The organism is Taylorella asinigenitalis ATCC 700933, from assembly GCF_000687755.1.
GTDB classification, from domain to species: Bacteria; Pseudomonadota; Gammaproteobacteria; order Burkholderiales; family Burkholderiaceae_B; genus Taylorella; species Taylorella asinigenitalis.
Window position 1 is genome coordinate 51,552 of record NZ_JHXN01000001.1, and the last position, 22,250, is coordinate 73,801.

Annotated in this window: 21 protein-coding genes; 16 read left to right on the forward strand and 5 right to left on the reverse strand. The window is 36.0% G+C overall.

Annotation, left to right across the window (positions count from 1 at the left end):
* On the forward strand, positions 1–1,458 hold the full coding sequence (gene purF / locus T432_RS0100255) for an amidophosphoribosyltransferase (RefSeq protein WP_028883688.1): 1,458 nt from the start codon (positions 1–3) through the stop codon (positions 1,456–1,458).
* Positions 1,459–1,529: 71 nt separating this feature from the next.
* On the opposite strand, the gene ocd is transcribed toward purF, so the two are convergent.
* From ocd to map, 5 genes are all read right to left on the reverse strand, one after another.
* Positions 1,530–2,624, reverse strand: a complete 1,095-nt coding sequence (ocd, locus tag T432_RS0100260) for an ornithine cyclodeaminase (RefSeq protein ID WP_028883689.1) — start codon at positions 2,622–2,624, stop codon at positions 1,530–1,532.
* A 112-nt stretch (positions 2,625–2,736) separates the two neighbouring features.
* The gene (locus T432_RS0100265) at positions 2,737–3,237 is read right to left on the reverse strand and encodes a disulfide bond formation protein B (protein ID WP_015551102.1); all 501 of its coding nucleotides are present in this window, start codon (positions 3,235–3,237) and stop codon (positions 2,737–2,739) included.
* Positions 3,238–3,265: 28 nt separating this feature from the next.
* Positions 3,266–3,943 (reverse strand): MarC family protein, encoded by a 678-nt coding sequence (locus T432_RS0100270; protein WP_028883690.1) that lies wholly within the window; start codon positions 3,941–3,943, stop codon positions 3,266–3,268.
* A 14-nt stretch (positions 3,944–3,957) separates the two neighbouring features.
* Positions 3,958–6,510 carry a [protein-PII] uridylyltransferase gene (glnD, locus tag T432_RS0100275; RefSeq protein WP_028883691.1) on the reverse strand — a complete coding sequence of 851 codons (2,553 nt, stop codon included), beginning with the start codon at positions 6,508–6,510 and terminating at the stop codon, positions 3,958–3,960.
* A gap of 3 nt (positions 6,511–6,513) precedes the next feature.
* Positions 6,514–7,314, reverse strand: a complete 801-nt coding sequence (map, locus tag T432_RS0100280) for a type I methionyl aminopeptidase (protein WP_028883692.1) — start codon at positions 7,312–7,314, stop codon at positions 6,514–6,516.
* Positions 7,315–7,552: 238 nt separating this feature from the next.
* Between map and rpsB the strand changes: the two genes are divergently transcribed.
* From rpsB to rnhB, 15 genes are all read left to right on the forward strand, one after another.
* A complete protein-coding gene (gene rpsB / locus T432_RS0100285; protein WP_028883693.1) occupies positions 7,553–8,344 on the forward strand; it encodes a 30S ribosomal protein S2 in 792 nt (263 codons plus the stop codon).
* Positions 8,345–8,447: 103 nt separating this feature from the next.
* On the forward strand, positions 8,448–9,326 hold the full coding sequence (gene tsf / locus T432_RS0100290) for a translation elongation factor Ts (protein ID WP_028883694.1): 879 nt from the start codon (positions 8,448–8,450) through the stop codon (positions 9,324–9,326).
* A 113-nt stretch (positions 9,327–9,439) separates the two neighbouring features.
* Positions 9,440–10,153: a UMP kinase gene (gene pyrH / locus T432_RS0100295; RefSeq protein ID WP_014111552.1), complete on the forward strand. Its 714-nt coding sequence runs from the start codon at positions 9,440–9,442 to the stop codon at positions 10,151–10,153.
* Positions 10,154–10,165: 12 nt separating this feature from the next.
* Positions 10,166–10,726: a ribosome recycling factor gene (frr, locus tag T432_RS0100300; RefSeq protein ID WP_028883695.1), complete on the forward strand. Its 561-nt coding sequence runs from the start codon at positions 10,166–10,168 to the stop codon at positions 10,724–10,726.
* A gap of 4 nt (positions 10,727–10,730) precedes the next feature.
* Entirely contained in the window at positions 10,731–11,477 is a 747-nt protein-coding gene (uppS, locus tag T432_RS0100305) for a polyprenyl diphosphate synthase (protein ID WP_028883696.1), read from the forward strand.
* Positions 11,478–11,480: 3 nt separating this feature from the next.
* Positions 11,481–12,389, forward strand: coding sequence for a phosphatidate cytidylyltransferase (locus tag T432_RS0100310; RefSeq protein WP_081799283.1), 909 nt, complete (start codon positions 11,481–11,483; stop codon positions 12,387–12,389).
* Positions 12,390–12,392: 3 nt separating this feature from the next.
* Complete coding sequence (gene dxr, locus T432_RS0100315) at positions 12,393–13,577, forward strand: 1-deoxy-D-xylulose-5-phosphate reductoisomerase (RefSeq protein WP_028883698.1); 1,185 nt, start codon at positions 12,393–12,395, stop codon at positions 13,575–13,577.
* Positions 13,577–14,911, forward strand: a complete 1,335-nt coding sequence (gene rseP, locus T432_RS0100320) for an RIP metalloprotease RseP (protein ID WP_028883699.1) — start codon at positions 13,577–13,579, stop codon at positions 14,909–14,911. The genes dxr and rseP overlap by 1 nt, the downstream gene beginning before the upstream one ends.
* A 65-nt stretch (positions 14,912–14,976) precedes the next feature.
* The gene (gene bamA, locus T432_RS0100325; RefSeq protein WP_044970974.1) at positions 14,977–17,361 is read left to right on the forward strand and encodes an outer membrane protein assembly factor BamA; all 2,385 of its coding nucleotides are present in this window, start codon (positions 14,977–14,979) and stop codon (positions 17,359–17,361) included.
* 18 nt (positions 17,362–17,379) lie between these two features.
* Entirely contained in the window at positions 17,380–18,009 is a 630-nt protein-coding gene (locus T432_RS0100330; protein ID WP_028883701.1) for an OmpH/Skp family outer membrane protein, read from the forward strand.
* Complete coding sequence (gene lpxD / locus T432_RS0100335; protein WP_028883702.1) at positions 18,006–19,130, forward strand: UDP-3-O-(3-hydroxymyristoyl)glucosamine N-acyltransferase; 1,125 nt, start codon at positions 18,006–18,008, stop codon at positions 19,128–19,130. Before T432_RS0100330 ends, lpxD begins: the two co-directional genes overlap by 4 nt.
* 44 nt (positions 19,131–19,174) lie before the next feature.
* The gene (fabZ, locus tag T432_RS0100340) at positions 19,175–19,627 is read left to right on the forward strand and encodes a 3-hydroxyacyl-ACP dehydratase FabZ (protein WP_028883703.1); all 453 of its coding nucleotides are present in this window, start codon (positions 19,175–19,177) and stop codon (positions 19,625–19,627) included.
* Positions 19,628–19,636: 9 nt separating this feature from the next.
* Positions 19,637–20,431 (forward strand): acyl-ACP--UDP-N-acetylglucosamine O-acyltransferase, encoded by a 795-nt coding sequence (lpxA, locus tag T432_RS0100345; RefSeq protein WP_028883704.1) that lies wholly within the window; start codon positions 19,637–19,639, stop codon positions 20,429–20,431.
* 3 nt (positions 20,432–20,434) lie between these two features.
* Positions 20,435–21,616 carry a lipid-A-disaccharide synthase gene (lpxB, locus tag T432_RS0100350; RefSeq protein WP_028883705.1) on the forward strand — a complete coding sequence of 394 codons (1,182 nt, stop codon included), beginning with the start codon at positions 20,435–20,437 and terminating at the stop codon, positions 21,614–21,616.
* Positions 21,606–22,244 carry a ribonuclease HII gene (gene rnhB, locus T432_RS0100355; protein WP_028883706.1) on the forward strand — a complete coding sequence of 213 codons (639 nt, stop codon included), beginning with the start codon at positions 21,606–21,608 and terminating at the stop codon, positions 22,242–22,244. Before lpxB ends, rnhB begins: the two co-directional genes overlap by 11 nt.
* The last annotated feature ends 6 nt before the right edge of the window (positions 22,245–22,250 follow it).

Below are 22,250 nucleotides of genomic sequence, written 5' to 3' on the forward strand. Positions count from 1 at the left end.
ATGTGCGGAATTGTTGCCATTAATGGATTAAATCCAGTAAATCAAAGAGTGTATGACGCATTGCTTTTGCTTCAACATAGAGGGCAGGATGCGGCGGGCATTGCCACCATAGAAAATAAACGATTTTATGTTCACAAAGAACAAGGCTATGTGCGAGATATTTTTCAGACTAAAAATATGCGCACTCTAAACGGATTATCAGGAATTGGGCAAGTTAGATATCCTACATCAGGCTCAAGCACTAGTTTAGAAGAAGCACAGCCTCTATACGTTAATGCTCCGTTTGGTATTGTTTTTGCACATAACGGCAATCTCACAAATCCAGATGCTTTAAGAGAAGAGTTGTTTAAAGTAGATCGCAGACATATAAACACTAACTCAGATTCAGAAGTGCTTTTGAATGTGTTTGCACATGAATTGCAAAACTCAATTCCAGTAGCAAAATCAAATAGCGATATGGTTTTTAGGGCGGTAAAAGCAGTTCATAAACGTGCTAGAGGTGCCTATGCAGTTGTAGCTGAAATATCTGGTATTGGCATGCTGGCTTTTAGGGACCCATATGGTATTAGGCCACTGTGCCTTGGAAAATTTGAAACAGATGAAGGGACTGAGTGGATGTTTGCATCTGAATCAGTTGCTTTGGAAGGTATTGGATTTTCTTTTGTGAGAGATATATTGCCTGGAGAGGCGGTATTTATAGGTGATGATGGTCAGCCTGTGAGCGAATTATGTGCGGAAAACGCAAAGCTGTGTCCATGTATTTTTGAATATATCTATTTTGCTAGACCAGATTCAACAATAAATGGAATTAATGTTTATAACGCAAGATTAAAAATGGGAGAGTACTTGGCGAAAAAAGTACAATCCGAGCTTGATATAAAAGAAATTGACGTTGTTATGCCTATTCCTGATACATCAAGACCTGTGGCTATGCAATTAGCCTCTAGACTGGGTTTACCGAATAGAGAAGGATTTATAAAAAACAGATATGTTGGCAGAACATTTATTATGCCCGGTCAGGCGGTACGCAGAAAATCTGTTCGTCAAAAATTAAATCCTATGGGTGTTGAGTTTAAAGATAAGAATGTTTTACTTGTTGACGACTCTATAGTTCGGGGTACGACTAGTCGAGAGATTGTTGAACTTGCAAGAGCTGCTGGAGCTAAAAAGGTGTTTTTTGCATCTGCAGCACCTCCTGTTCGATTTCCAAATGTTTATGGCATAGATATGCCTACGCAAGCAGAATTAATTGCACATAATAGGTCCATAGAGGAAATTAGAGATGTCATAGGGGCTGATGCCTTGGTATATCAAGATCTACAGGATGTAATTTCTGCCTTAAATGATATTAATCCTGATATAGAAAACTTTGACGCTTCTTGTTTTGATGGAAAATACGTCACTGGTGATGTTGATGAGCAATTTCTAAGAAAACTTAGCGAAAGTAGAAGTAGTTAAGTAAAAAAAATCACCCGCCCCAACATAACAAATGTTATAGAAGAGGCGGGCTAGGAGTTAAACTTTACAAATTAAGCTTTCAGGTAACCGAAAAGGTCCTTAGGATCTTCTAAATCAGGTACCACAGCAAGAGGTTTCGCAATTCCAAGTTTCATTGCGATATCTTTCATATAACGAATCGCAGAATAATCTTCTAGTGCGAAGCCCACAGAATCGAAAAGTGTAATTTCATCATCTGATTTGCGTGCATATTTATCGTTTTTGAATAATTCAGAAACGTAGTTGACTTTATAGTCATCGCCTTTGTTTTGAATTTCGCCCTCTACACGTGTTTGAGGCTCAAATTCGATATATGTAGTAGTACGATCTAAAATCGCTGGATCAAGTTCAGTTTTGCCTGGACTATCACCTCCCACAGCATTAATATGCATTCCTGGTTCAATCATTTCATCTTTAAGGATATGAGCTTTAGAATATTCTGCAGTTACCGTCGTGACGATATCAGCCCCTTTAACGCAATCGGCTACGTTATCAAAAATTTCAGTTTTAATTCCAAATTTCTCTAGGTTTTTTGCGAGCTTTTCACTAGCATTTCTGTCTATATCAAATAGAGCAACTTCTGATATACCCAAGATGAAATGGAAGGCTAAAATTTGGAATTCACTCTGACATCCATTCCCTATAATTGCCATTCTCTTACTATCTTTTCTAGCAAGGTATTTTGCAACTAACACTGACATAGTTGCAGTTCTAAATGCTGTAGTTAGGGTAAATTCACTAATGACTTCTGGTTGTCCAGTTTCTGAATCGACTAAAGCTCCAAAAGCAAGAACCGTTGAAAGACCTTTAGCTGGATTGGTAGGGTGACAGTTAACATATTTAAAACTATATTGCTCATTATTAGCGATAGGCATAAGCTCTAAAACGCCATTTTTTGCATAGTTTCCTACTCGAGCAATCTTATCGAATTCTTCCCATTTGAGATAATCATCGTACATGTACTTTAACATGCCCTCAAATGTTGCTTTCAACCCTTGAGCTTGAATGATTTTAGCTATGTCTTGAGGACTAATATGATAGCTCGGCAAGCTGCCCTCAATACCAGTTTGTTCAACTTGAGGGTTCATTAATACTTTAGAGGTTTCAGTAATTGTTTGATTAGACATAAAACACCAATTGAAAAAAGACTTTGGAAATTTTAATTATCTAACATTCAAATTAACATTAGTATTAATCTTGATTAGACAAGATTGATTTAAATCAATTTATATAGTATGACTATTTGAAAAGTGCCCTATTTGGTAGACGTCGCTTACTAAATATTCCAGCTAAAGATAGTAGTGCTATAAGTGCAAAAACCATCAAAGCCCATAGGACATATTCAATTCCAAATAAATCCACACTAGCGTCAAGGCATGAAGCATAAATACCAAATACCTCAGGTAGCAACTTATCAAGACCAAGCCACTGTGACACAATCTTATCTGCAAGGGTTAAATCGCATGAGAATGACTTATTTGCGACTGTATATTGATATACGGTGGCAATGACCCCGAGTACAGCCAATACAAATGTCATAAATGTTCCGAATTTTTTAGCCCCATGAGATGAGAAAAAATTAAATACAACAGCAAATATAAATATTAATATGAATATTAGTCTAGCTAAAACGCACCACGCACATGGACGCATGTCCCAGTAGTACTGAGTAAAAAGAGCAAAACCCACGGATAAGACGCATAAAATAGAAATTATATTTAGGATGCTGCGTGTTCTCATTATTAATGTTTTATTAAAAATGTTTTATCTATTGTATATCATTATTCAATATTAGGATAAATTCGTGTAATCCAGTCCACAAGATTTGAACGCCGATACACAAAAGTATAAACGCACTTAAGCGCATAAAAATTACTGTACCTTGATTACCTAATCTATGAAGTAATTCTGCAGCAAAGTAAAGACTAACAAAAATAGCCAATCCTACGCCTACGGCCCCCAATATAGTTCCAATAATATTAGCCAGAAGCACCAAATCAAATGTTGAATATGAAAATGAAGTACCTAATGTGATAGCCGCAGCAACGGATCCTGGTCCACAAGTAATTGGAAATGTAAGAGGGTAGAATGCGTTGCTTTTAGCTTTATCTAAAGTGTATGTTTCAGCAGAAATATCATGAATACCTGTGTCAGGGTCTTCAGCATTTAATAACTTCCATGCCGCACCAATAACAAGTAAACCACCAGCAATCCTTACAGCTGGAATAGAAATTCCAAGTGCAAATAAAACCAATTTCCCGAGAAACGTAGCCACAACAACGATAAATATGGCATTGATTGCAACTTTTTTGGCTAAGATTTTACGAGTTTTATTACTCGCACCAGTAGTAAGAGACCAGAAAATAGGAGCAACCCCAGGCGGATTTACAATGGGCAATATCGTACCCACAACTAACAAAAAGCTTCCAAGAATAATACTAAACATATCTTTGTTTTAAGCTAGGGAATAATAGATTGAAGGTATAGGTATATTTCATCAATAAGTTTATTTCTAAAAGACTCTTCATAAAGTTTCTCGCTGCTAATTAGAAAAACGTCCTCCACCCTCTGGCCCAAAGTTAAAATTTTGGCCATCTCGAGGTTAATTTCGTTTGAATCGAGCAGCTTGGCAATATGATACAAAATTCCTGGCCTATCGTTTGAAATTATAGTCATTACGAACGATGAACTATCGTTTTTTTGCTCAATATTAACTTCTGGACGTATTGGAAAGACCTTCATACGTCGCATCTCTTTATTAATTGGTAAACTTTGCTCAGGTATAACACTATCCTTTGAAGTGGCAATATCCTCGCTTAAGGCCTCTTCTATAAATTTAACCTTATCCCTGTACATCTCAGTATAAGGGCCAAATTCACAAATAATAGTATCTAATGCAAAGCCATTTGTAGACGTATGAATTTTTGCATCAAGAATATTTATCTTATGTTTATGAAAAAAGCCTAGAATATCTAAAAAGAGGCGAGGTCTATCTTTAGCCCAAATACCGACCCTGAAATGATCATCTGACAATGATTCACAAAATACAAGAGGCAGTGCCTTCGATTTTGCATTTAGAATTGAATTTGCGTGCCATGCAATAACTTGAGCTTCATTGCGATAGAAATAATCCGCCCCAAAACTGCCCCATAATTCTTGGATACTCTTTTTATAATTTTGGTCTTCAGATTCAAAATCTATAAAATTTAAAGCCTCATTTTTTCTGGTGGCAATGTTCCCGCCCTCAACTTCTTCGCTCTCTTTATGAATAAATTGCGATGCCTGCTCATATAGCTTATCGATAAGATTGGCTCTCCAGCTATTCCAAAGCTTAGGATTTGTGCCTTTTATATCCGCAATGGTCAGCAAATATAGAGCATTTAAATATCGAATATTTTTTATTGAATTTACAAATTCAAGTACTATTTCAGGGTGGCTTGTATCCTTTTTCTGAGCATAAGTTGACATTAATAAATGATTGCGAACAAGAAAAACCAATAGTTCTCTATCAGCTTCATCTAATCCAATTCGAATGGCATATTCAGATATATCCTGTGCACCTAATTCTGAATGGTCGCCGCCTCGACCTTTAGCAATATCATGAAAAATAGCGGCAATATAAAGTAGCCAAGAATTAGAAAAATCTCGCATTATTTTTGCTGCCAATGGATGGTCGTTGTCGTACTCTGGCATAGTAAAACGTCTTAAAAATTTAATTACCTGCAAAGTATGCTGATCAACTGTGTATGCATGATATAAGTCGTATTGCATTTGTCCAGATATATTATTGAACTGAGGTATTATTCTGTGAAGAACTTTAAATTTATCTAGCCTGCGTATTGTTCTTACAATGCCTTCTGGATAACTTAAGATTTGAATAAAAATCTGATTTATATCTTTTCTTTCTATAACATCAGCATCAATTAATTTTCTATGACTCCAAATCTGTCTTTGTAGTTCAAGAGAAAAATCATTAATATCGGCCTTTGTTTGTAAATAATAAAATGCCTTAAGAATAAGTTCAGGAACCTTTTTAAAGGTATCTGCATGTTTCAATTTAAGAAAATTATTCTCAAGTACAAAATTTTCATCCAAACTTATAACTTCTTTTTCTTCTGATTCATTAATTTGAAGTTCTAGGGCTTTAATAAAAAATTCTGTAATTAAAATTACCTGTGAAGAAACCTTATAGTAGGATTGCATAAAGGGTTCTGAAGGGCGCCTGCCTTCTTGTAATTTATCGAAGAAAATAGCCACCTCATCCTGCAAATGAAATAGCAACCGATCGTCTGCTTTTTTGTTTAAAAGGTGCAATAATATTCTTAACCTATTAAAATCTTCCTCACATATCGCTAAAACTTTTGCCTCTTTGCTCGATAGCAAATTGGCCTCGACCAATGCGTCCCAATCTGGTTTGAGTCCATTAGATAATGCAAGCCATTTAACTAAATCAAGATCACGCAACGCTCCAGGTGCATCCTTACAGTTTGGCTCTAAAGCATATGGTGAATTATCGTATTTTTCGTGACGGCGATTTCTTTCAATTATTTTCTTATAAAAAAACTTCTTCGAATCGTGTCCATTTTGGATTTTGGATTTAACACTTTTATATTTTTCAGTTGATCCGTATAAATATCTTGCAGTTAATATACTAGTCTCAAGCATATTATCTGTGGCAATACTCTCGTGAACACTCTTTTCTGTGTGAACTAGTGGCGAAATTTTTATTCCTAAGTTCCATACTTCAGAAAAAAAATTTTCTATCTGTTGTTGGTTTATAGATTCTTCTGGAACTAGTATCAATAAGTCAATATCTGAAAATGGAAATAATTCGCCCGCTCCATAGCGCCCGACGGCTAATACTGTATATTCGTTTGGATTTAATTTCTCATTTGCAATATGCAAAATCTCTTGGTCGATTAGTGATGACCAAAGAGATAGATATTCTTTTGGGCTTAAGTCCTTATTAAGAAACTTAGAATCTAATGTTTCACGCTTCTTAAGCAGTTCCATAAATCAAGATTTAATAGATTCAGGAGGAGGGCGTACCCCATCGGATAGGGTTAAAACCTCATATCCATCTTTAGTAACTCTAATTGAGTGTTCCCATTGGGCTGATAGGCTTCTATCTTTTGTAACGACAGTCCATCCATCAGATAATACTTTGCATTGATACGCCCCAGCATTAATCATTGGTTCGATTGTAAAGGTAAGTCCTTCTACAAGTTCTATTCCAGTTCCTTTTTTGCCGTAGTGCAAAACCATAGGGTCATCATGAAATACTCTACCAACACCATGGCCACAATAATCTCTGACCACAGAAAATCCTTTGGATTGAACGTAATTTTGAATTGCAAAACCAATATCACCCAAATGAGCACCAGGTTTAACCTGACTAATACCTAACCACATAGCCTCAAATGCAGTCTCAGATAGCAATTTTGCTCTTAGAGAGGGTTCACCTATTAAGAACATTCTACTTGTATCACCAAACCAACCATCCTTAATAATGGTGACATCTATATTCATAATATCTCCATTTTTAAGTTGCTTTTCATTTGGAATTCCGTGACATACTACATTATTTATCGATGTACATATGCTTGATGGAAAAGGTGGGTGTCCCTTTGGACCATAACCTATGGTAGCAGATTGGACATGAAGAACATCGTTGATATATTCTATAGTAAGATTATCTAAAGTTTTTGTTGTAACACCTTCCTTTACGTAAGGGGTTAGGAAGTCAAGTATTTTAGCCGCATCTTCACACGCAGCTTTCATGCCAGAAATATCAGAGTGTTCAAGTAGAATTTGCATAAAAAGCTTGATTTTTATAGAAAATTATGAGAAAATTATAATCTTTAATTTTTTAAAAATACATAAAAATTTTAGGTTTAAGTTTAGGGATATAAAAGGAATTAAACTTAAATTTAAACGTATTTTTAGATTTTTTGATTTTATTATTTAACTCGGATCTACTCAATCTTAAGGGTGTTTGATATAAAAATTAAAATTCCAAACCTTGAGTAATCCTATAACCCTTTAGGAGAAATTTATGTCACTTATGCGTGATATGCTTGAAGCTGGTGTTCATTTTGGCCACCAAACACGTTACTGGAATCCTAAGATGGCTCCTTTCATCTTTGGTCAACGTAACAAAATTCACATTATCAACTTAGAAAAAACAATTGAAAAATACCTAGAAGCACTAGCTTTTATTCGCAAAACAGCGGCTAGGGGAGAGGATATTCTATTTGTTGGTACAAAACGTTCAGCTAAGGATATTATCGCTGAGGAAGCTACTCGTGCTGGTATGCCATACGTTAATAATCGTTGGTTAGGTGGCATGATGACTAATTTCAAAACTGTTCGTAGCTCTATTAAACGATTAAAAGATATGGAAACCGCTCAAAATGACGGTTCTCTTGAAAGACTATCTAAAAAAGAAGCTTTAGATTTCAATCGTGATTTGGAAAAATTAAACAAATCCATAGGCGGTATCAAAGATATGGCTAGATTGCCATCAGCACTTTTTATTATTGACGTTGGCTATCATAAAATTGCAATTCAAGAAGCTCGCACTTTGGGTATACCTGTTGTAGCTGTAGTTGATACTAACCACTCACCTGAGGGTATTGATTTTATTATCCCAGGAAACGACGACTCTTCTAGGGCTGTTCAAATTTATGCTGAGGGCGTAGCTAATGCAGTTTTAGAGGGTCGTGAGCAAAGATTAAATGGAGTAGTTGAAGAGATTCAATCTGAGGATTTTGATTCTGAAGAACCAGTTGAGACTAACTCAGAGGACTATTCTGAGGAAAATTCTGAATCATCAGATGCTGAATAAGTTCTGTTAAAGAATTTTGACTAACACTAAAAAGTAATAATATTCGGCTATCATTGGTAGCCGATATTTTTAAGAAAACACTAGAAAATTAATTGGAGTATATATGGCTGAAATTACTGCAAGTATGGTTAAAGACCTACGCGAAAAAACTGATGCACCTATGATGGAGTGCAAAAAAGCCCTTACTGAAGCTGATGGGGATATGGCACGTGCTGAAGAAATTCTTCGCGTCAAATTAGGTAATAAAGCTACTAAAGCAGCTTCACGCGTTACTGCAGAGGGCTTAATTGGTGAATACGTAACTGATGGCCAAAATGGTCATGTTGGTACTCAAGTGGAAGTTAACTGTGAGACTGACTTTGTAGCTAAAAATCCTGAATTTATTGAATTCGTTCAAAATTTAGCTAAATTAGTTGCTACTGAAAACCCTTCAGATGTTTCTGCATTAAATGATCTTAAACTTGGCAGCGGTACAGTTGAATCTACTCGCACAGATTTAGTAGGTAAAATCGGCGAGAATATGACTATTCGTAGATTTCACAGAGTAGAAACCAATGATAAAATTGCCACTTATAACCACGGTGGCCGTATCGGTGTTATGGTTGAATATTCAGGTGATGATTCAGTGGGTAAAGATCTTGCTATGCATATCGCAGCTACTAAACCTAAAGCTTTAGATCAATCAGGTATTAATGAGTCAGATCTTGAATCAGAGCGTAAAGTAGCTTCAGAAAAAGCTCAAGAGTCTGGTAAACCAGCTGAAATTGTTGAAAAAATGGTTCAAGGTGCCATTACTAAATTCTTAAAAGAGAATACACTTTTAGGTCAACCTTTCGTTAAAAACGATAAGCAAACTGTCGAGCAAATGCTTAAAGAGAAGGGTGCTTCAATTAAGTCATACAATATATTTATCGTTGGTGAAGGAATTGAGAAGGCTCAAACTAATTTTGCTGAAGAAGTTGCTTCAATGACTAGATCGTAAGCATTGCCACTTTATAGCTATGTTTCTCCCCCAGATTTACTGGGGGATTTTTATATGCAATCGCAATGTATAACTGTTAAAATGTCAGATAATTTTTTTCAAGAATTAGTCATATGGCGGATAAATTTAAGCGTGTTCTATTGAAGCTATCTGGTGAGGCTTTGATGGGAGAAGATTCTTTCGGAATAAATAGGTCCACCATTTCCCGCATGGCCGAAGAAATTGCTCAAGTTACTAAACTTGGAGTGGAATTGGCCATAGTTATTGGTGGGGGAAATATATTTAGAGGCATTGCCCCAGGGGCTCAAGGAATGGATAGAGCTACAGCTGATTATATGGGTATGCTTGCAACTGTTATGAATGCATTGGCACTACAAGATGCACTTAAATCCTTCGGAGTAGTCTCTAGAGTTCAATCAGCACTTAATATAGAACAAGTTATTGAACCTTATATTAGGCCTAAAGCTCTAAGATATCTAGAAGAGAAAAAAGTTGTAATTTTTGCCGCAGGAACTGGAAATCCATTTTTTACTACAGATACGGCTGCTGCTCTCAGAGGAGCTGAAATAGGTGCTCAAATCGTTTTGAAAGCAACAAAAGTAGATGGGATTTATACTGCTGATCCTAAGAAAGATTCTTCTGCAACTAGATATTCAAGCATAACTTTTGATGAAGCTTTATCTAAAAAGCTAGAAATTATGGATGCGACTGCATTTGCATTATGTCGTGATCAGAAACTTCCTATTAAAGTTTTTTCTATTAACAAACCTGGTGCTCTTCAAAGAGTTGTTCTCGGTGAAGATGAAGGTACCTTGGTTCACATTTAATCAGAGGATTTTATGAGTATTACTTCTATAACGGCTTCTGCCGAATCTAGAATGAACAAGTCTATTGAAAGTTTAAAAACGAATCTTTCAAAAATCCGCACTGGCCGTGCACATGCAGGCATTCTTGATCATGTATCCGTAGATTACTATGGTTCATTAGTTCCAATTTCTCAAGTAGCGAATGTTTCTGTAGTTGATGCAAGAACTTTAAGCGTTCAGCCATGGGAGAAAAATATGGCTGGTCCTATCGATAAAGCGATTAGAGAATCTGACTTAGGTTTGAATCCTATTACTTTAGGTGAGTCTATTCGTGTTCCTATGCCAGCACTCACAGAAGAGCGTCGTCGAGATCTTACTAAAGTGGTTAGAGCTGAAGGCGAGGATGCAAAAGTTGCGATACGTAATTTGCGTCGTGATAGCAACGATACGCTTAAAAAGCTTCTTAAAGATAAAGAAATTTCTGAAGATGATGATCGTCGTGCACAAGAGGTCATTCAAAAAATGACTGATAAATATGTAGGTGAGATTGATAAGATAATTTCAGAAAAAGAAGCTGAAATTATGAAAGTCTAACCTAATGTTAAATCAAAGTTCTACTCTCCAAGTCCCAACTTCAAATAGAATACCCAAACACATTGCCATCATAATGGATGGCAATGGCAGATGGGCTCAAAACAGAAATCTACCAAGAACTTCAGGTCATGTGAAGGGCGTGCAGTCTGTTAGAAATGCTGTTGAATTCTGTATTAAGTTTGGTGTATCTTATTTAACTATTTATGCCTTTAGCTCTGAAAATTGGCGTCGTCCTCAAAATGAAGTCAATTTATTAATGAAGCTATTTAAAAAAGTGCTTACTAATGAGGTTTCAAAACTTCATAAAAATAATATCCGCCTTAGGATTATTGGAGATCGAACTGCATTTACTAATGATATACAAACTCTTATGCAAAAAGCTGAGGAATTGACTCAAAATAACTCTACTTTATGCGTAAATATTTGTGCGAATTATGGCGGTAGATGGGATATTTTGAATGCCATAAATAATTTGATTAAACATAATAACTATAAATTTAATACTGAACCAATTAAGGAAGAAGATCTAGCCCCATTTATAGCTCTTAATGATATACCAGAGCCAGATTTGTGCATTAGGACAGGGGGAGAATATAGGCTTTCGAACTTTCTTTTGTGGCAGACGGCTTATAGCGAATTATATTTCACTAATAAGTTTTGGCCCGATATGAAGGTTTCTGATTTTGAGGAGGCTCTCAAAGATTTTCAATCCAGGGAGAGACGGTTTGGTATGACTTCTGATCAAGTTTAGAAAATGTTATTTACTAGAACCATAACATCGATAATATTTCTTGCAGTCCTCTTTTTTGTTCTTACTACAGAGAACAATCTTTATTTTGCTATCTTTTTAACTTTCATATCATGTATTGGACTATATGAATGGTTAAAGATGCTATTTTCATCCAAAAATAGAAAATCTAATGCTCTGTCCTTAACTATTTTTTGCTTGGCATTATTTGTATTTCTTTACTGTTTGATATTTCAAGATAATCAAATAATACATGCTTTAACTCATCCTAAAATTTTCAATACTTATCCCTGGAGCACAGGTGTTTTTGCTTTGCTTATGACATTGCAATTTTTCATAAGCTTTACCTGGTTATTTTTAGTTCCAATTCATTTATATCAACCAAAATTAGAGATATCAAATAATGGACTTTTCCATCAAGTGTTTGCAGTTTTAGCATGTACAGGTGCTTGGATTAGTGCATTGACCATATATGAATTTAGAGGGTCGTGGTATTTATTAAGCATATTAATGTCAGTATTTTGTACGGATATATTTGCTTATTTTGGGGGTAAATTATTTGGCGGAAAGAAATTAAATTCCATGATTAGTCCAGCTAAAACTAATTCTGGATTTATATGTGGTCTTTTAGCTTCGGTTGTATGGATGGCCGTAAGCTACTATATTGAAGGCACATTTTCATACTCATTATCAAAAGAGTTAAGTGTATTTGCATTAGCATTAATTGGGGCACTTTTTGCGGTTCTTTCTGTGATAGGTGATTTGTATGAGTCACTTCTTAAAAGAAGGGCAAATTTGAAAGACTCTGGATCCCTTCTTCCTGGCCATGGGGGGCTTTTGGATCGGCTAGACTCTATTATTCCAGTAATGTCATTCTCTATGACTCTTGTTTTTATATTTCATCTTGTAATTTAGGCTATGAGCAGTCCTAGGCAAAAAATATCTATACTTGGTGCCACTGGTTCTATTGGTAGTAGTACTTTAGATGTAATCAGGAGCAATCCTGATAGATACGAAGTTTTTGCCATAAGTGGGTTTAACAATATAACTAAGCTTCACGAAATTGCTTCAGAATTTAGTCCTAGTTTAATCGTAGTTGCAAACCAAAAAAAATTGGATGAGTTTAAGGCATTGCCACCCCTTCAATATAAATATGAAATTTTAGTCGGGGATGAAGGTTTTTGTACTGCTAGTTCTATGCCTGAAGTAGATATAGTAGTATGTGCAATTGTTGGAGCGGCTGGGCTTAAGAGTGCATATGAAGCAGCATTGCATTCCAAAAAAATTCTTTTAGCTAATAAAGAAGTTTTAGTTACCGCAGGTGAGCTTTTCATGAAAACTGTTGTTAAAAATAGGGCAGAGCTATTACCTGTAGATAGTGAACATAATGCTATATTTCAATGTCTTCCACCTTCTGAAACTTCTTTTAGACTTAGAAAAATAGACCATTTAAAAAAAATACATATTACTGCTTCGGGCGGACCATTTCTTAAAAGGCCTTTAGATTCATTCGACACAATTACTTTAGATGAGGCCACTAAGCATCCTAATTGGTCGATGGGTAAGAAAATAACAATAGATTCATCAACTATGGTGAATAAGGGTCTTGAAGTAATAGAGGCAAAATATTTATTTGATTTAAATCTTAGTCAAATAAATGTGTTGGTACACCCACAAAGTATTATTCATTCATTAGTTGAGTATATTGATGGATCCTTGCTTGCCCAGTTGGGGCATCACGATATGAGAATTCCGATTTCATATGCCTTAGCCTATCCCGATAGAATTAGCCATAATGCGGCTCAATTTGATATTTCAAAACTTTTAGGTTTAGAGTTTATGGAGCCAGATTTTAGAAAATTTCCTTGTTTAAAATTGGCTTATGAAGCCCTTTCAGAAGGAAATGCGGCTTGCCAAATTTTTAATACTTCTAACGAAATAGCTGTTGATGCATTTATTAAGGGGAAAATAAAATATATGGATATTTCCAAAATCATTGCCAAACAGCTTGAAACTATTTCTCAAACAAAATTAACTAATATTGAAGATATTATCGATTTTGACCTTAGAATCAGAGAATTGACTTCTTTAACAATAAATTAATGCTTATAAGTTTAGTTGCTTTCATAATAACTATTTCAATTGTTGTAGTGTTCCATGAGTGGGGACACTATTTAGTGGCACGGGCAAACGGTGTGTTTGTTGAGAAATTTTCTTTAGGATTTGGTAGAACTTTAATATCTAAAGTAGATTCTAAGGGTACGGAATGGGCTGTATCGCTATGGCCTCTAGGCGGGTATGTTAAACCCTTGGATGAACCTAAATTTGAGGATCCAGAATATAAGAAAGGGAGTAGTATTTCAGAGAAATCTCCATTTCAGAAATTTCTTATCTATGCTGCAGGTCCTTTCTTTAGTTTTTTGCTTGGCATAATTATTTATACTTTTATTTTTATTTTGGGAGTTAAAGAGCCTGCTCCTTTGCTTGCTAAGCCTTATATCAATACTTTAGCTTATAGTGCAGGCGTAGAAAAAGGGGATAAGATCCTGTCCGTAAATGGTTCTGAAATATTAAGCTGGAATCAAGCTATGGAGAAGCTCTTGGGGCCAGCTACTCTAGGTGAGAGAGTAGAAATAAAATTATTGAGTAGTGATGGGGTGGAGAAAACTATTGCTCTGACATTTCCACCAGCCAAAGGCAATCTTGAGAATTATGATATTTTTGGTGTATCAGGTTTGATGCTTAAACTTCCTAAACCAAAAATTATAAAAATAATTCCTGATGGTGCTGCTCAACGTTCTGCTTTGCTCGAGGGTGATTTAATTGAGCAAGTAAATGGTATTGAAGTTGAAGATAGTCGTCAGCTTATTGAAATAATTAAATCCTCAGCTAATAAAACCTTAACTTTACAGGTAAAGCGGAATAGTACAGATTTAACGATTTCTATAGTACCTGATTCGGTCAAATCTGAATCAGGCGGAACTATAGGCAGAATTGGGGCTCAGTTAGGAGGTGATTTTCCAACAGTTGATGTCTCTTATGGGCCTATAGAATCGGTTTTTAAGGCTGTTCGGAAGACTTGGGTTACGGCTTATATATCATTGAAATTACTTGGTCGTATGGTGACTGGAGATTTATCAATAACTAATTTATCTGGTCCTATATCTATTGCACAATATTCAGGTCAGGTAGTTCAGACTGGAGTTATGAATTTCTTACAATTTATAGCCCTAATAAGCGTAAGTATTGGTTTACTAAACTTATTGCCAGTGCCTGGGCTTGATGGCGGTCAAATGTTGATTCATGCGGTTGAAGGCATTACTGGTAAAGAACTTTCAGAAAAGTTTATGAGAGGAATCGTTACCGTTGGATATGCTTTATTATTAGGATTGATGTTTATAGCTTTTAGGAATGATATTTTAAGGCTAATTAACTAGTTATAAGTATTAGCTTTAATGCTAGAATATATAGTTAAATTTATTATAAAGATTTGGAATTATTTATGTCCTCTTCGTCAGAAAAAAAACAAATAAAATTTGCATCTATCTTATCTGGATTTGTTCTTACAGCACTTACCTCTTTTTCAAGTGTTTATGCTCAATTCCAGCCATTTAAAGTTAAAGACATTATTGTCACAGGTCTTCAAAATACTGAAGCCATAGCTGTGTTTGGTTTTATACCAGCTAGGGTGAACTCAACATTTACCCCTGCAGTTGCAAGCGATACTATCAAACGTATGCACTCCACAGGCCTATTTGAGGATATTAAGGTCACTCATAAAAACGGTATTGTTTATATCAATGTTGTTGAGAGGCCTGTAATTGCATCCGTTATATTCGACGGAATGAATATTTTTGATCCAAAACAAATCACTCAAAGTCTAAGTGATTTAGGATTTGGTGAAGGAAGGCCACTTAACCCATCACTTTTAAATAAAGCTGTTGGCGAAATTAGAAATCAATACGTTAATGTGGGTAACTACAGTGTAGATATTAAGCAAATATTTACACCACTTCCTAATAACCGCGTAGGTGTAAATTTTCAGATTAAAGAAGGGCGTAAATCTAAAATTCGAGATATTAATTTTGTAGGTAATTCTGAAATCTCGTCTTCTAGATTAAGAAGCCAAATGAATTTAACAACTCCAGGTTTTATGACTTGGTATACGGGTACTGATAAATTTTCACGTGAAAAACTCGCAAATGATGTAGAAATTTTACGTGATTACTATATAGACCGTGGATATTTAGATGTTCGCATAGATCCGCCACAAGTTAATATTTCTCCTAACCTTGAGGATATAGGTATCAATTTCACTGTAAGCGAAGGTAAACCTTATAAGATCCGTAATATTAAATTATCGGGTTATACCATGGGCTTAAATGATGAAATTCTTGACCGTGTAATCAATAGAGAGGGTAGAACCTTCAAGATTTCGGAAGCAAGAGCATCTGTAAATGATATTAAATTATATCTTGGTAGTCTTGGATATGCTTTGGCAGAGGTTAATCCGATTCCTACTCCTATATCAGGCACTCAAGAAGTTGACCTTACATTCTTTATTAATCCAGGCAAAAGAATGTATGTAAGACGTATAAATATCGGCGGAAATACTAGGACTAGGGATGAAGTTATTCGTCGTGAAATTCGTCAAGACGAAGGTGCATGGTATGATGCTGAACGTCTGGGATTATCAGTTAATCGTATAAATAGACTTGGCTATTTTAATGATGTTGTAATGACTCAAGCCCCTGTTCAGGGTACAGATGATCAGGTGGATGTAAACATCGATGTTAAAGAAAAACCTACTGGTCTTATTAACGTTGGTGTTGGGTATGGCTCTACAGATAAATTATCATTTCAGGCTGGTATAAGTCAGGATAATATTTTTGGTTCAGGTACCAATTTAGCCGTTTCGTTTAACACAGCTAAAACTAATAGAAATCTCTCTATTGTTCATACTGATCCTTATTGGACTAGTAGCGGCATTAGTCGAACAACAAGCTTATATTATCGTTTAGATAAGCCTTATAGTAATGCTGTAAATCAAGAAAAAGATACTTATCAAGTTCGTGGACTAGGTCTTAATATGAATTTTGGCGTACCTATTTCAGAATACGATAGAATATTTTTGGGCCTTGGTTTTGAAAGGAATGAGACTATACTTCCTTCTGTTGAAAGTGGTTTCTTAATTCCAGCCGCTTATAGGGACTTTGTTAAAGAGTACGGCGAGAAAAATAATTCTTTTACTCTTAGTCTAGGATGGTCAAAAGATACCCGCGATAATGCTATAGCCCCAACCAAGGGTTATTTAACTAGTCTTAGTGTTTTAGCTTCTTTTGGTGATTTGAAATACTATAAACTTTCAGCTCAACAACAGTATTACTTGCCATTAAGCAAAGACTATATCTTGGCTTTTAACCTCGCTGCTGATTGGGGTAGGACTTATGGTTCAGCTAAGAAATACCCTGTAATTAAAAATGTTTTTGCTGGTGGTATCGGTTCTGTTAGGGGATATGAAGGAGCCTCATTAGGTCCAAGAGATGTTTTAACTGGTGACTATTTGGGCGGAAATACTAAAATCGTAGGTAATATACAGTTGTATTTACCTTTCCCTGGTACTCAAAATGACCGATCTTTACGTTGGTTCTTATTTGCGGATGCCGGAAAAGTTGGTGTTACTGGTGGGGACATGAAGTGTTCTGCAGGTAACCCTAGTTATGGTGGTGTAGTTGATGACCCATGCGGATGGCGTTATTCAGCAGGTGTAGGTTTGTCATGGCAGTCTCCAATAGGACCTCTTCAAATCTCATACGCTTATCCACTTAAGAGTAAAGAAGGCGATAAAAAACAAAGATTCCAATTCCAAATTGGTGCATCTTTCTAAAAGTTTTAAGGATTTATTATGTTAAAAATTAATACATTAATATCAGTTTCTGCTTTAACACTTGCTTTAAGCACGTCTACATTTGCACAAGCACAAACTCAAGGCCAAGCTCAAGCTCCAAAAACAAATGAAGTTAAATCAGCTCCAGCAGCTAAACCAGCAGATGTTGCCAAACCTGCTGATGCCGAGAAAGTTGCTCCACAAAAAGCATTTGTGCCAAAAATTGGATTCGTTAATACAAATAAACTTCTTTCCGAATCTGCTCCAGCTAAGGAAGCAGAAAGAAAAATTGAAGAGGAGTTTAAAAAACGAGATACTGAACTTCAAAAGTTAGCAAATGACTTAAGAACTAAGTATGAGAATTTCGATAAAAACGCACCTGTCATGACTGACTCAGACAGAGCTAAAGCTCAAAGAGAGTTGACTGATTTAGATACAAATCTTCAAAGAAAAAGACGTGAATTCCAGGAAGATTTTAATCGTAGACGTCAAGACGCATTTGCTCAAATTGTAGATAAAGCAAATCGTGCAATTCAAGATATTGCATCCGAAGAGGATTACGATATTATTATTCAAGAAGCAGTAGCTGTTAGTGATAGAGTGGATATTACTGATAAAGTTATAAAAGCTCTTGAAACTAAGAAATGATCGATAAAGATAGTTGCGTCAAATTAACTAAATTAATTTCTGAGATCAGTGATAAGGGGTTACCTCGTAGTGTTGAATTATTTACAAACGAGGACCCCTCTATCTCGGGCATTGCTTCTTTAGAAGCTGCTCAACAGAAGGATATAAGCTTTCTTTCTAACCCAAAGTTTTTTAATTTACTTTCAACCACTAGGGCTGGTGCAGTTGTCATGCCTAGTATTGCTCTTGAAGCCTTAGACAAATTACCTAATATCAATCCAAGCAAGCCTCCTTTTGCAGTTGTCATTTGCGAGAATCCATATCTTATGTATTCTCGTTTAACTCAGTGGTTTTACAACAAAGAGAATGCACATATTGAAGCTAATGTTCATCCTTCAGCGGTTATTTCCACTGAAGCAATACTTGGCCATTCTGTAGTGATTGGCCCTAATGTAGTGGTAGAGGATAATGTAAAAATAGGGGATAGAGTTCAAATAAGGGCAGGATCTGTAATCTGTAAGGGGGCTACTATAGGTTATGAAACCGTTATCTATCCTAATGTAACAATATATCCTAACGTTTCCATCGGCTCAAAATGCACTATTCATAGTGGTGCCGTTATAGGCTCAGAAGGTTTTGGATTTGCACCAGATAATTCTGAAACTAAAGGTGCTTGGTCAAAAATTCATCAATTTGGATCTGTAATCATTGAGGATGATGTAGAGATAGGCTCTAATACCTGTATTGATAGGGGAGCCCTTTCAGACACAATTATAAGAAAAGGTGCAAAATTAGATAATTTAATTATGATTGCACATAACTGCGACATAGGCCAAAATGTAGCCATGGCTGCTTGTGTTGGCGTTGCAGGATCAACAAAAATCGGTGATCGATGCACACTTGCAGGTGCTTCTATGGTTTCTGGGCATTTAACTATTGGAGATGATATTCATATTTCTGGAGGCACTGGCGTTATGAATGATATTTCAGAGCCTGGAAGGTACACAGGCTTATATCCTATTGAGCCTCATAAAGAGTGGCAAAAAAATGCAGCAACTCTGAAATCCTTATATGACTTAAGAAAGAGGGTTTTAGAACTTGAAAAAAATATGAAAATTACCGTAATATCAAATATAGATTAAATTTGAAAAAAATAATAGGTTGAATAATGTCAGATGAAAATGTAATGCAATTGGATATCCAAGAAATTATGTCGAGGATTCCGCACAGGTATCCTATGCTTTTAGTTGATAGGGTTCTCGAAATGATACCTGCGAAAAGAATTGTCGCTATTAAGAATGTAACTATTAATGAGCCTTTTTTTACTGGCCATTTTCCTGATATGCCTGTTATGCCAGGAGTATTCATAATTGAAGCTATGGCTCAATGTGCAGCTATATTTTCTTTTGCAAAACCAAATTCCAGTGTAGTTGAAAAACAAGAAGAAATATATTACCTAGTTGGAGTTGATGAGACACGTTTTCGTAAACCAGTTGTTCCAGGTGATCAATTAAGATTTGAGGTGGATGCCATTCGCATTTCTAAAGTTATGTGTAAGTATGACGCAAAAGCTTATGTTGATGACCAATTAGTCGCTGAAGCAAAATTGATGTGCGCTGTTAGAAAAGTAACAGAATAGGAGTCTTAAATGGCTAATATACATCCTACTGCTATAGTTTACGAAGGAGCAAAATTGCATCCCTCTGTTGAAATAGCAGCTTATGCGGTTGTGTACCCAAATGTTGAAATTGGAGAGGGTACACGCATTGGGGAACATTGTGTAATCGATGGTCAAACTGTAATAGGAAAGAATAATAATTTCTATCGTTTTTGCTCTGTGGGTGGTATGCCTCAAGATAAAAAATACAATGCAGAAGATACGAAATTACAAATAGGTGACGGAAATACATTCAGAGAATTTGTCACCATTAATACTGGAACAGTTCAGGATGTAGGCATAACTAGAGTTGGTCATAATAATTGGATTATGGCTTACGTACACATTGCCCACGATTGCCAAATTGGAAACAACACGATTTTAGCCAACTCTGTTCAGCTTGGTGGACATGTTCACGTCAACGATTGGGCCATTGTCGGCGGTATGTCGGCAGTTCATCAATTCATCCATATTGGAGCCCATTCTATGACAGGTGGTATGTCTGCAATAAGACAAGATATTCCACCTTTTGTTTTAGGTGCAGGGCAACCATACAAATCGGTTGGAATAAATTCAGTTGGATTGCGAAGAAGAGACTTCACAAATGAGCAAATCCAAGACATAAAAGAAGCATACAAAATTATTTTCTCTAAAGACTTATTAGCCACCGATGTTACTAAAGAACTTGAAGTACTTAAAGAAAATAGCATTTCAGCTAAAGAGTACATTCAAATGTTTATAGAATTTTTAGAGACAAGTGCCAGAGGCATTGCCAAAGAGACTTAAAATATGACCTCGATATCAATAGTTGCAGGAGAGCCATCAGGAGATTTGTTGGCCTCTAGAATTATTCGAGGTCTAAATGAAAAATTCCCTAATTTATCGACCTATGGTATAGGAGGGGAAAATATGATCTCCGAGGGGTTTAAATCCCTCTATCCCATGTCCTTATTAACCGTTTTCGGGTATGTGGACGCCCTAAAGAGACTCCCTTCGCTATTATCAACATATAAAGGCCTAAAAAGGACGCTTCTTAATAATCGACCTGATGTTTTTATCGGTATCGATGCACCCGATTTCAACTTAAGGCTTGAGAAGCACCTAAAAGCAAATGGTATCCCGAGCTTGCATTTTGTAGGGCCTTCAATTTGGGCTTGGCGTTATGAGCGTATTTATAAAATAAAAGAATCTGTCACTCATATGCTCGTATTATTTCCCTTTGAAGTTGAAATTTACGAGAAAGAAAATATTCCTGTGACTTATGTTGGGCATCCCTTGGCCAACCAGATACCTAAATCAATTGATAAAATCGCTTCAAGACAAGCCATGGGTCTTGAATTAGATAAAAATGATATCATTTTGGCAATGCTTCCGGGCAGCCGCCTCTCTGAGATTAAGCAATTATCTGGCTTATTTTTCAGTACAGCTGCATTAATCCAAGAGAAGTATCCAGAGATAAAATTTCTCCTGCCAGTAGTTAATGATTCATGTAAATCTTTGATTACCCAAGAACTTGAGCACCATAATATAAAGAATTTACATCTAATCACTGAAAATCCTATCGACCCTTCCAAACCCGCATCATGGGCTGTTATGCAAGCATCTGACTGTGCTTTAGCCTCTAGTGGAACAGCAACTTTAGAGCTTGCTTTGCACAAAAAACCTATGGTTATCTCTTATAAGCTGACCCCATTTATGAAGAAGATAATGGAATGGAAATCAGGGCAATCCAAGCCCCTTGTTCCTTGGGTTGGTCTTCCGAATATATTATTGAGAGAGTTTGCCATCCCAGAACTGCTCCAAGATGATGCTACGGTACAAAATCTATTACATGCTTGCTTAGATATGATAGAAAAAATCGGCTCAGCCGACGAAACCCAACTAGTTTCAAAATTTGAGCAGCTTCATAGTTCCTTAAGCTTAAATACCCCACAGATAGTGGCTGACGTGGTCGCTTCCTATGTCAGATAATTTAATTATTGGTATTGATGAAGCGGGAAGAGGCCCCCTTGCTGGCAATGTTTTTGCAGCCGCTGTCCTATTTGGTTCTATACATATCGAGGGGCTTACTGACTCAAAAAAATTGACCGCAATTAAAAGAGAGCAGTTAACTCAAATAATTCACGAAAAATCAATACGATACAGTGTTGCCCAAAGTAGTGTAGAGGAGATTGATGAAATAAATATATTGAATGCTACATTGTTGGCCATGAATAGGGCACTGGATGAGGTTTTGGAAGCATTGCCACCAAAATATAAGGACGAAATATTAACTGTAATAATAGATGGGAACCAAATTCCAAAATCATTAAAAGGCAAGGCACCCATATATTACAAAAATTTCAAATTAAATGTTATATCAAAAATAAAAGGGGATTTAACAGTTCCCGCCGTTTCAGCAGCATCTATCATAGCTAAAACTTCCCGTGACTCTCATATTCTTCAACTTCACGAAATTGTTCCAGAATACCGATTTGATCTCCACAAAGGATATGGAACGGCAATGCATATTGAGCTATTAGAAAAGTACGGACCTAGCAAATTTCATCGAAAAAGCTTTAATCCTGTGCGAACTATGCTTCAAAAAACATTATTTTAAAAACTT

Excerpts from the sequence above, each read along its gene's own strand:
- rseP (WP_028883699.1), top strand. The coding sequence starts at position 13,577 with ATGCTTATAAGTTTAGTTGCTTTCATAATAACTATTTCAATTGTTGTA.
- lpxD (WP_028883702.1), top strand. The coding sequence starts at position 18,006 with ATGATCGATAAAGATAGTTGCGTCAAATTAACTAAATTAATTTCTGAG.
- T432_RS0100265 (WP_015551102.1), bottom strand. The coding sequence starts at position 3,237 with ATGAGAACACGCAGCATCCTAAATATAATTTCTATTTTATGCGTCTTA.
- ocd (WP_028883689.1), bottom strand. The coding sequence starts at position 2,624 with ATGTCTAATCAAACAATTACTGAAACCTCTAAAGTATTAATGAACCCT.
- map (WP_028883692.1), bottom strand. The coding sequence starts at position 7,314 with ATGCAAATTCTACTTGAACACTCTGATATTTCTGGCATGAAAGCTGCG.
- lpxB (WP_028883705.1), top strand. The coding sequence starts at position 20,435 with ATGACCTCGATATCAATAGTTGCAGGAGAGCCATCAGGAGATTTGTTG.
- T432_RS0100270 (WP_028883690.1), bottom strand. The coding sequence starts at position 3,943 with ATGTTTAGTATTATTCTTGGAAGCTTTTTGTTAGTTGTGGGTACGATA.
- rnhB (WP_028883706.1), top strand. The coding sequence starts at position 21,606 with ATGTCAGATAATTTAATTATTGGTATTGATGAAGCGGGAAGAGGCCCC.
- purF (WP_028883688.1), top strand. The coding sequence starts at position 1 with ATGTGCGGAATTGTTGCCATTAATGGATTAAATCCAGTAAATCAAAGA.
- dxr (WP_028883698.1), top strand. The coding sequence starts at position 12,393 with ATGAGCAGTCCTAGGCAAAAAATATCTATACTTGGTGCCACTGGTTCT.
- pyrH (WP_014111552.1), top strand. The coding sequence starts at position 9,440 with ATGGCGGATAAATTTAAGCGTGTTCTATTGAAGCTATCTGGTGAGGCT.
- fabZ (WP_028883703.1), top strand. The coding sequence starts at position 19,175 with ATGCAATTGGATATCCAAGAAATTATGTCGAGGATTCCGCACAGGTAT.
- T432_RS0100330 (WP_028883701.1), top strand. The coding sequence starts at position 17,380 with ATGTTAAAAATTAATACATTAATATCAGTTTCTGCTTTAACACTTGCT.
- rpsB (WP_028883693.1), top strand. The coding sequence starts at position 7,553 with ATGTCACTTATGCGTGATATGCTTGAAGCTGGTGTTCATTTTGGCCAC.
- lpxA (WP_028883704.1), top strand. The coding sequence starts at position 19,637 with ATGGCTAATATACATCCTACTGCTATAGTTTACGAAGGAGCAAAATTG.
- tsf (WP_028883694.1), top strand. The coding sequence starts at position 8,448 with ATGGCTGAAATTACTGCAAGTATGGTTAAAGACCTACGCGAAAAAACT.
- frr (WP_028883695.1), top strand. The coding sequence starts at position 10,166 with ATGAGTATTACTTCTATAACGGCTTCTGCCGAATCTAGAATGAACAAG.
- uppS (WP_028883696.1), top strand. The coding sequence starts at position 10,731 with ATGTTAAATCAAAGTTCTACTCTCCAAGTCCCAACTTCAAATAGAATA.
- bamA (WP_044970974.1), top strand. The coding sequence starts at position 14,977 with ATGTCCTCTTCGTCAGAAAAAAAACAAATAAAATTTGCATCTATCTTA.
- T432_RS0100310 (WP_081799283.1), top strand. The coding sequence starts at position 11,481 with ATGTTATTTACTAGAACCATAACATCGATAATATTTCTTGCAGTCCTC.
- glnD (WP_028883691.1), bottom strand. The coding sequence starts at position 6,510 with ATGGAACTGCTTAAGAAGCGTGAAACATTAGATTCTAAGTTTCTTAAT.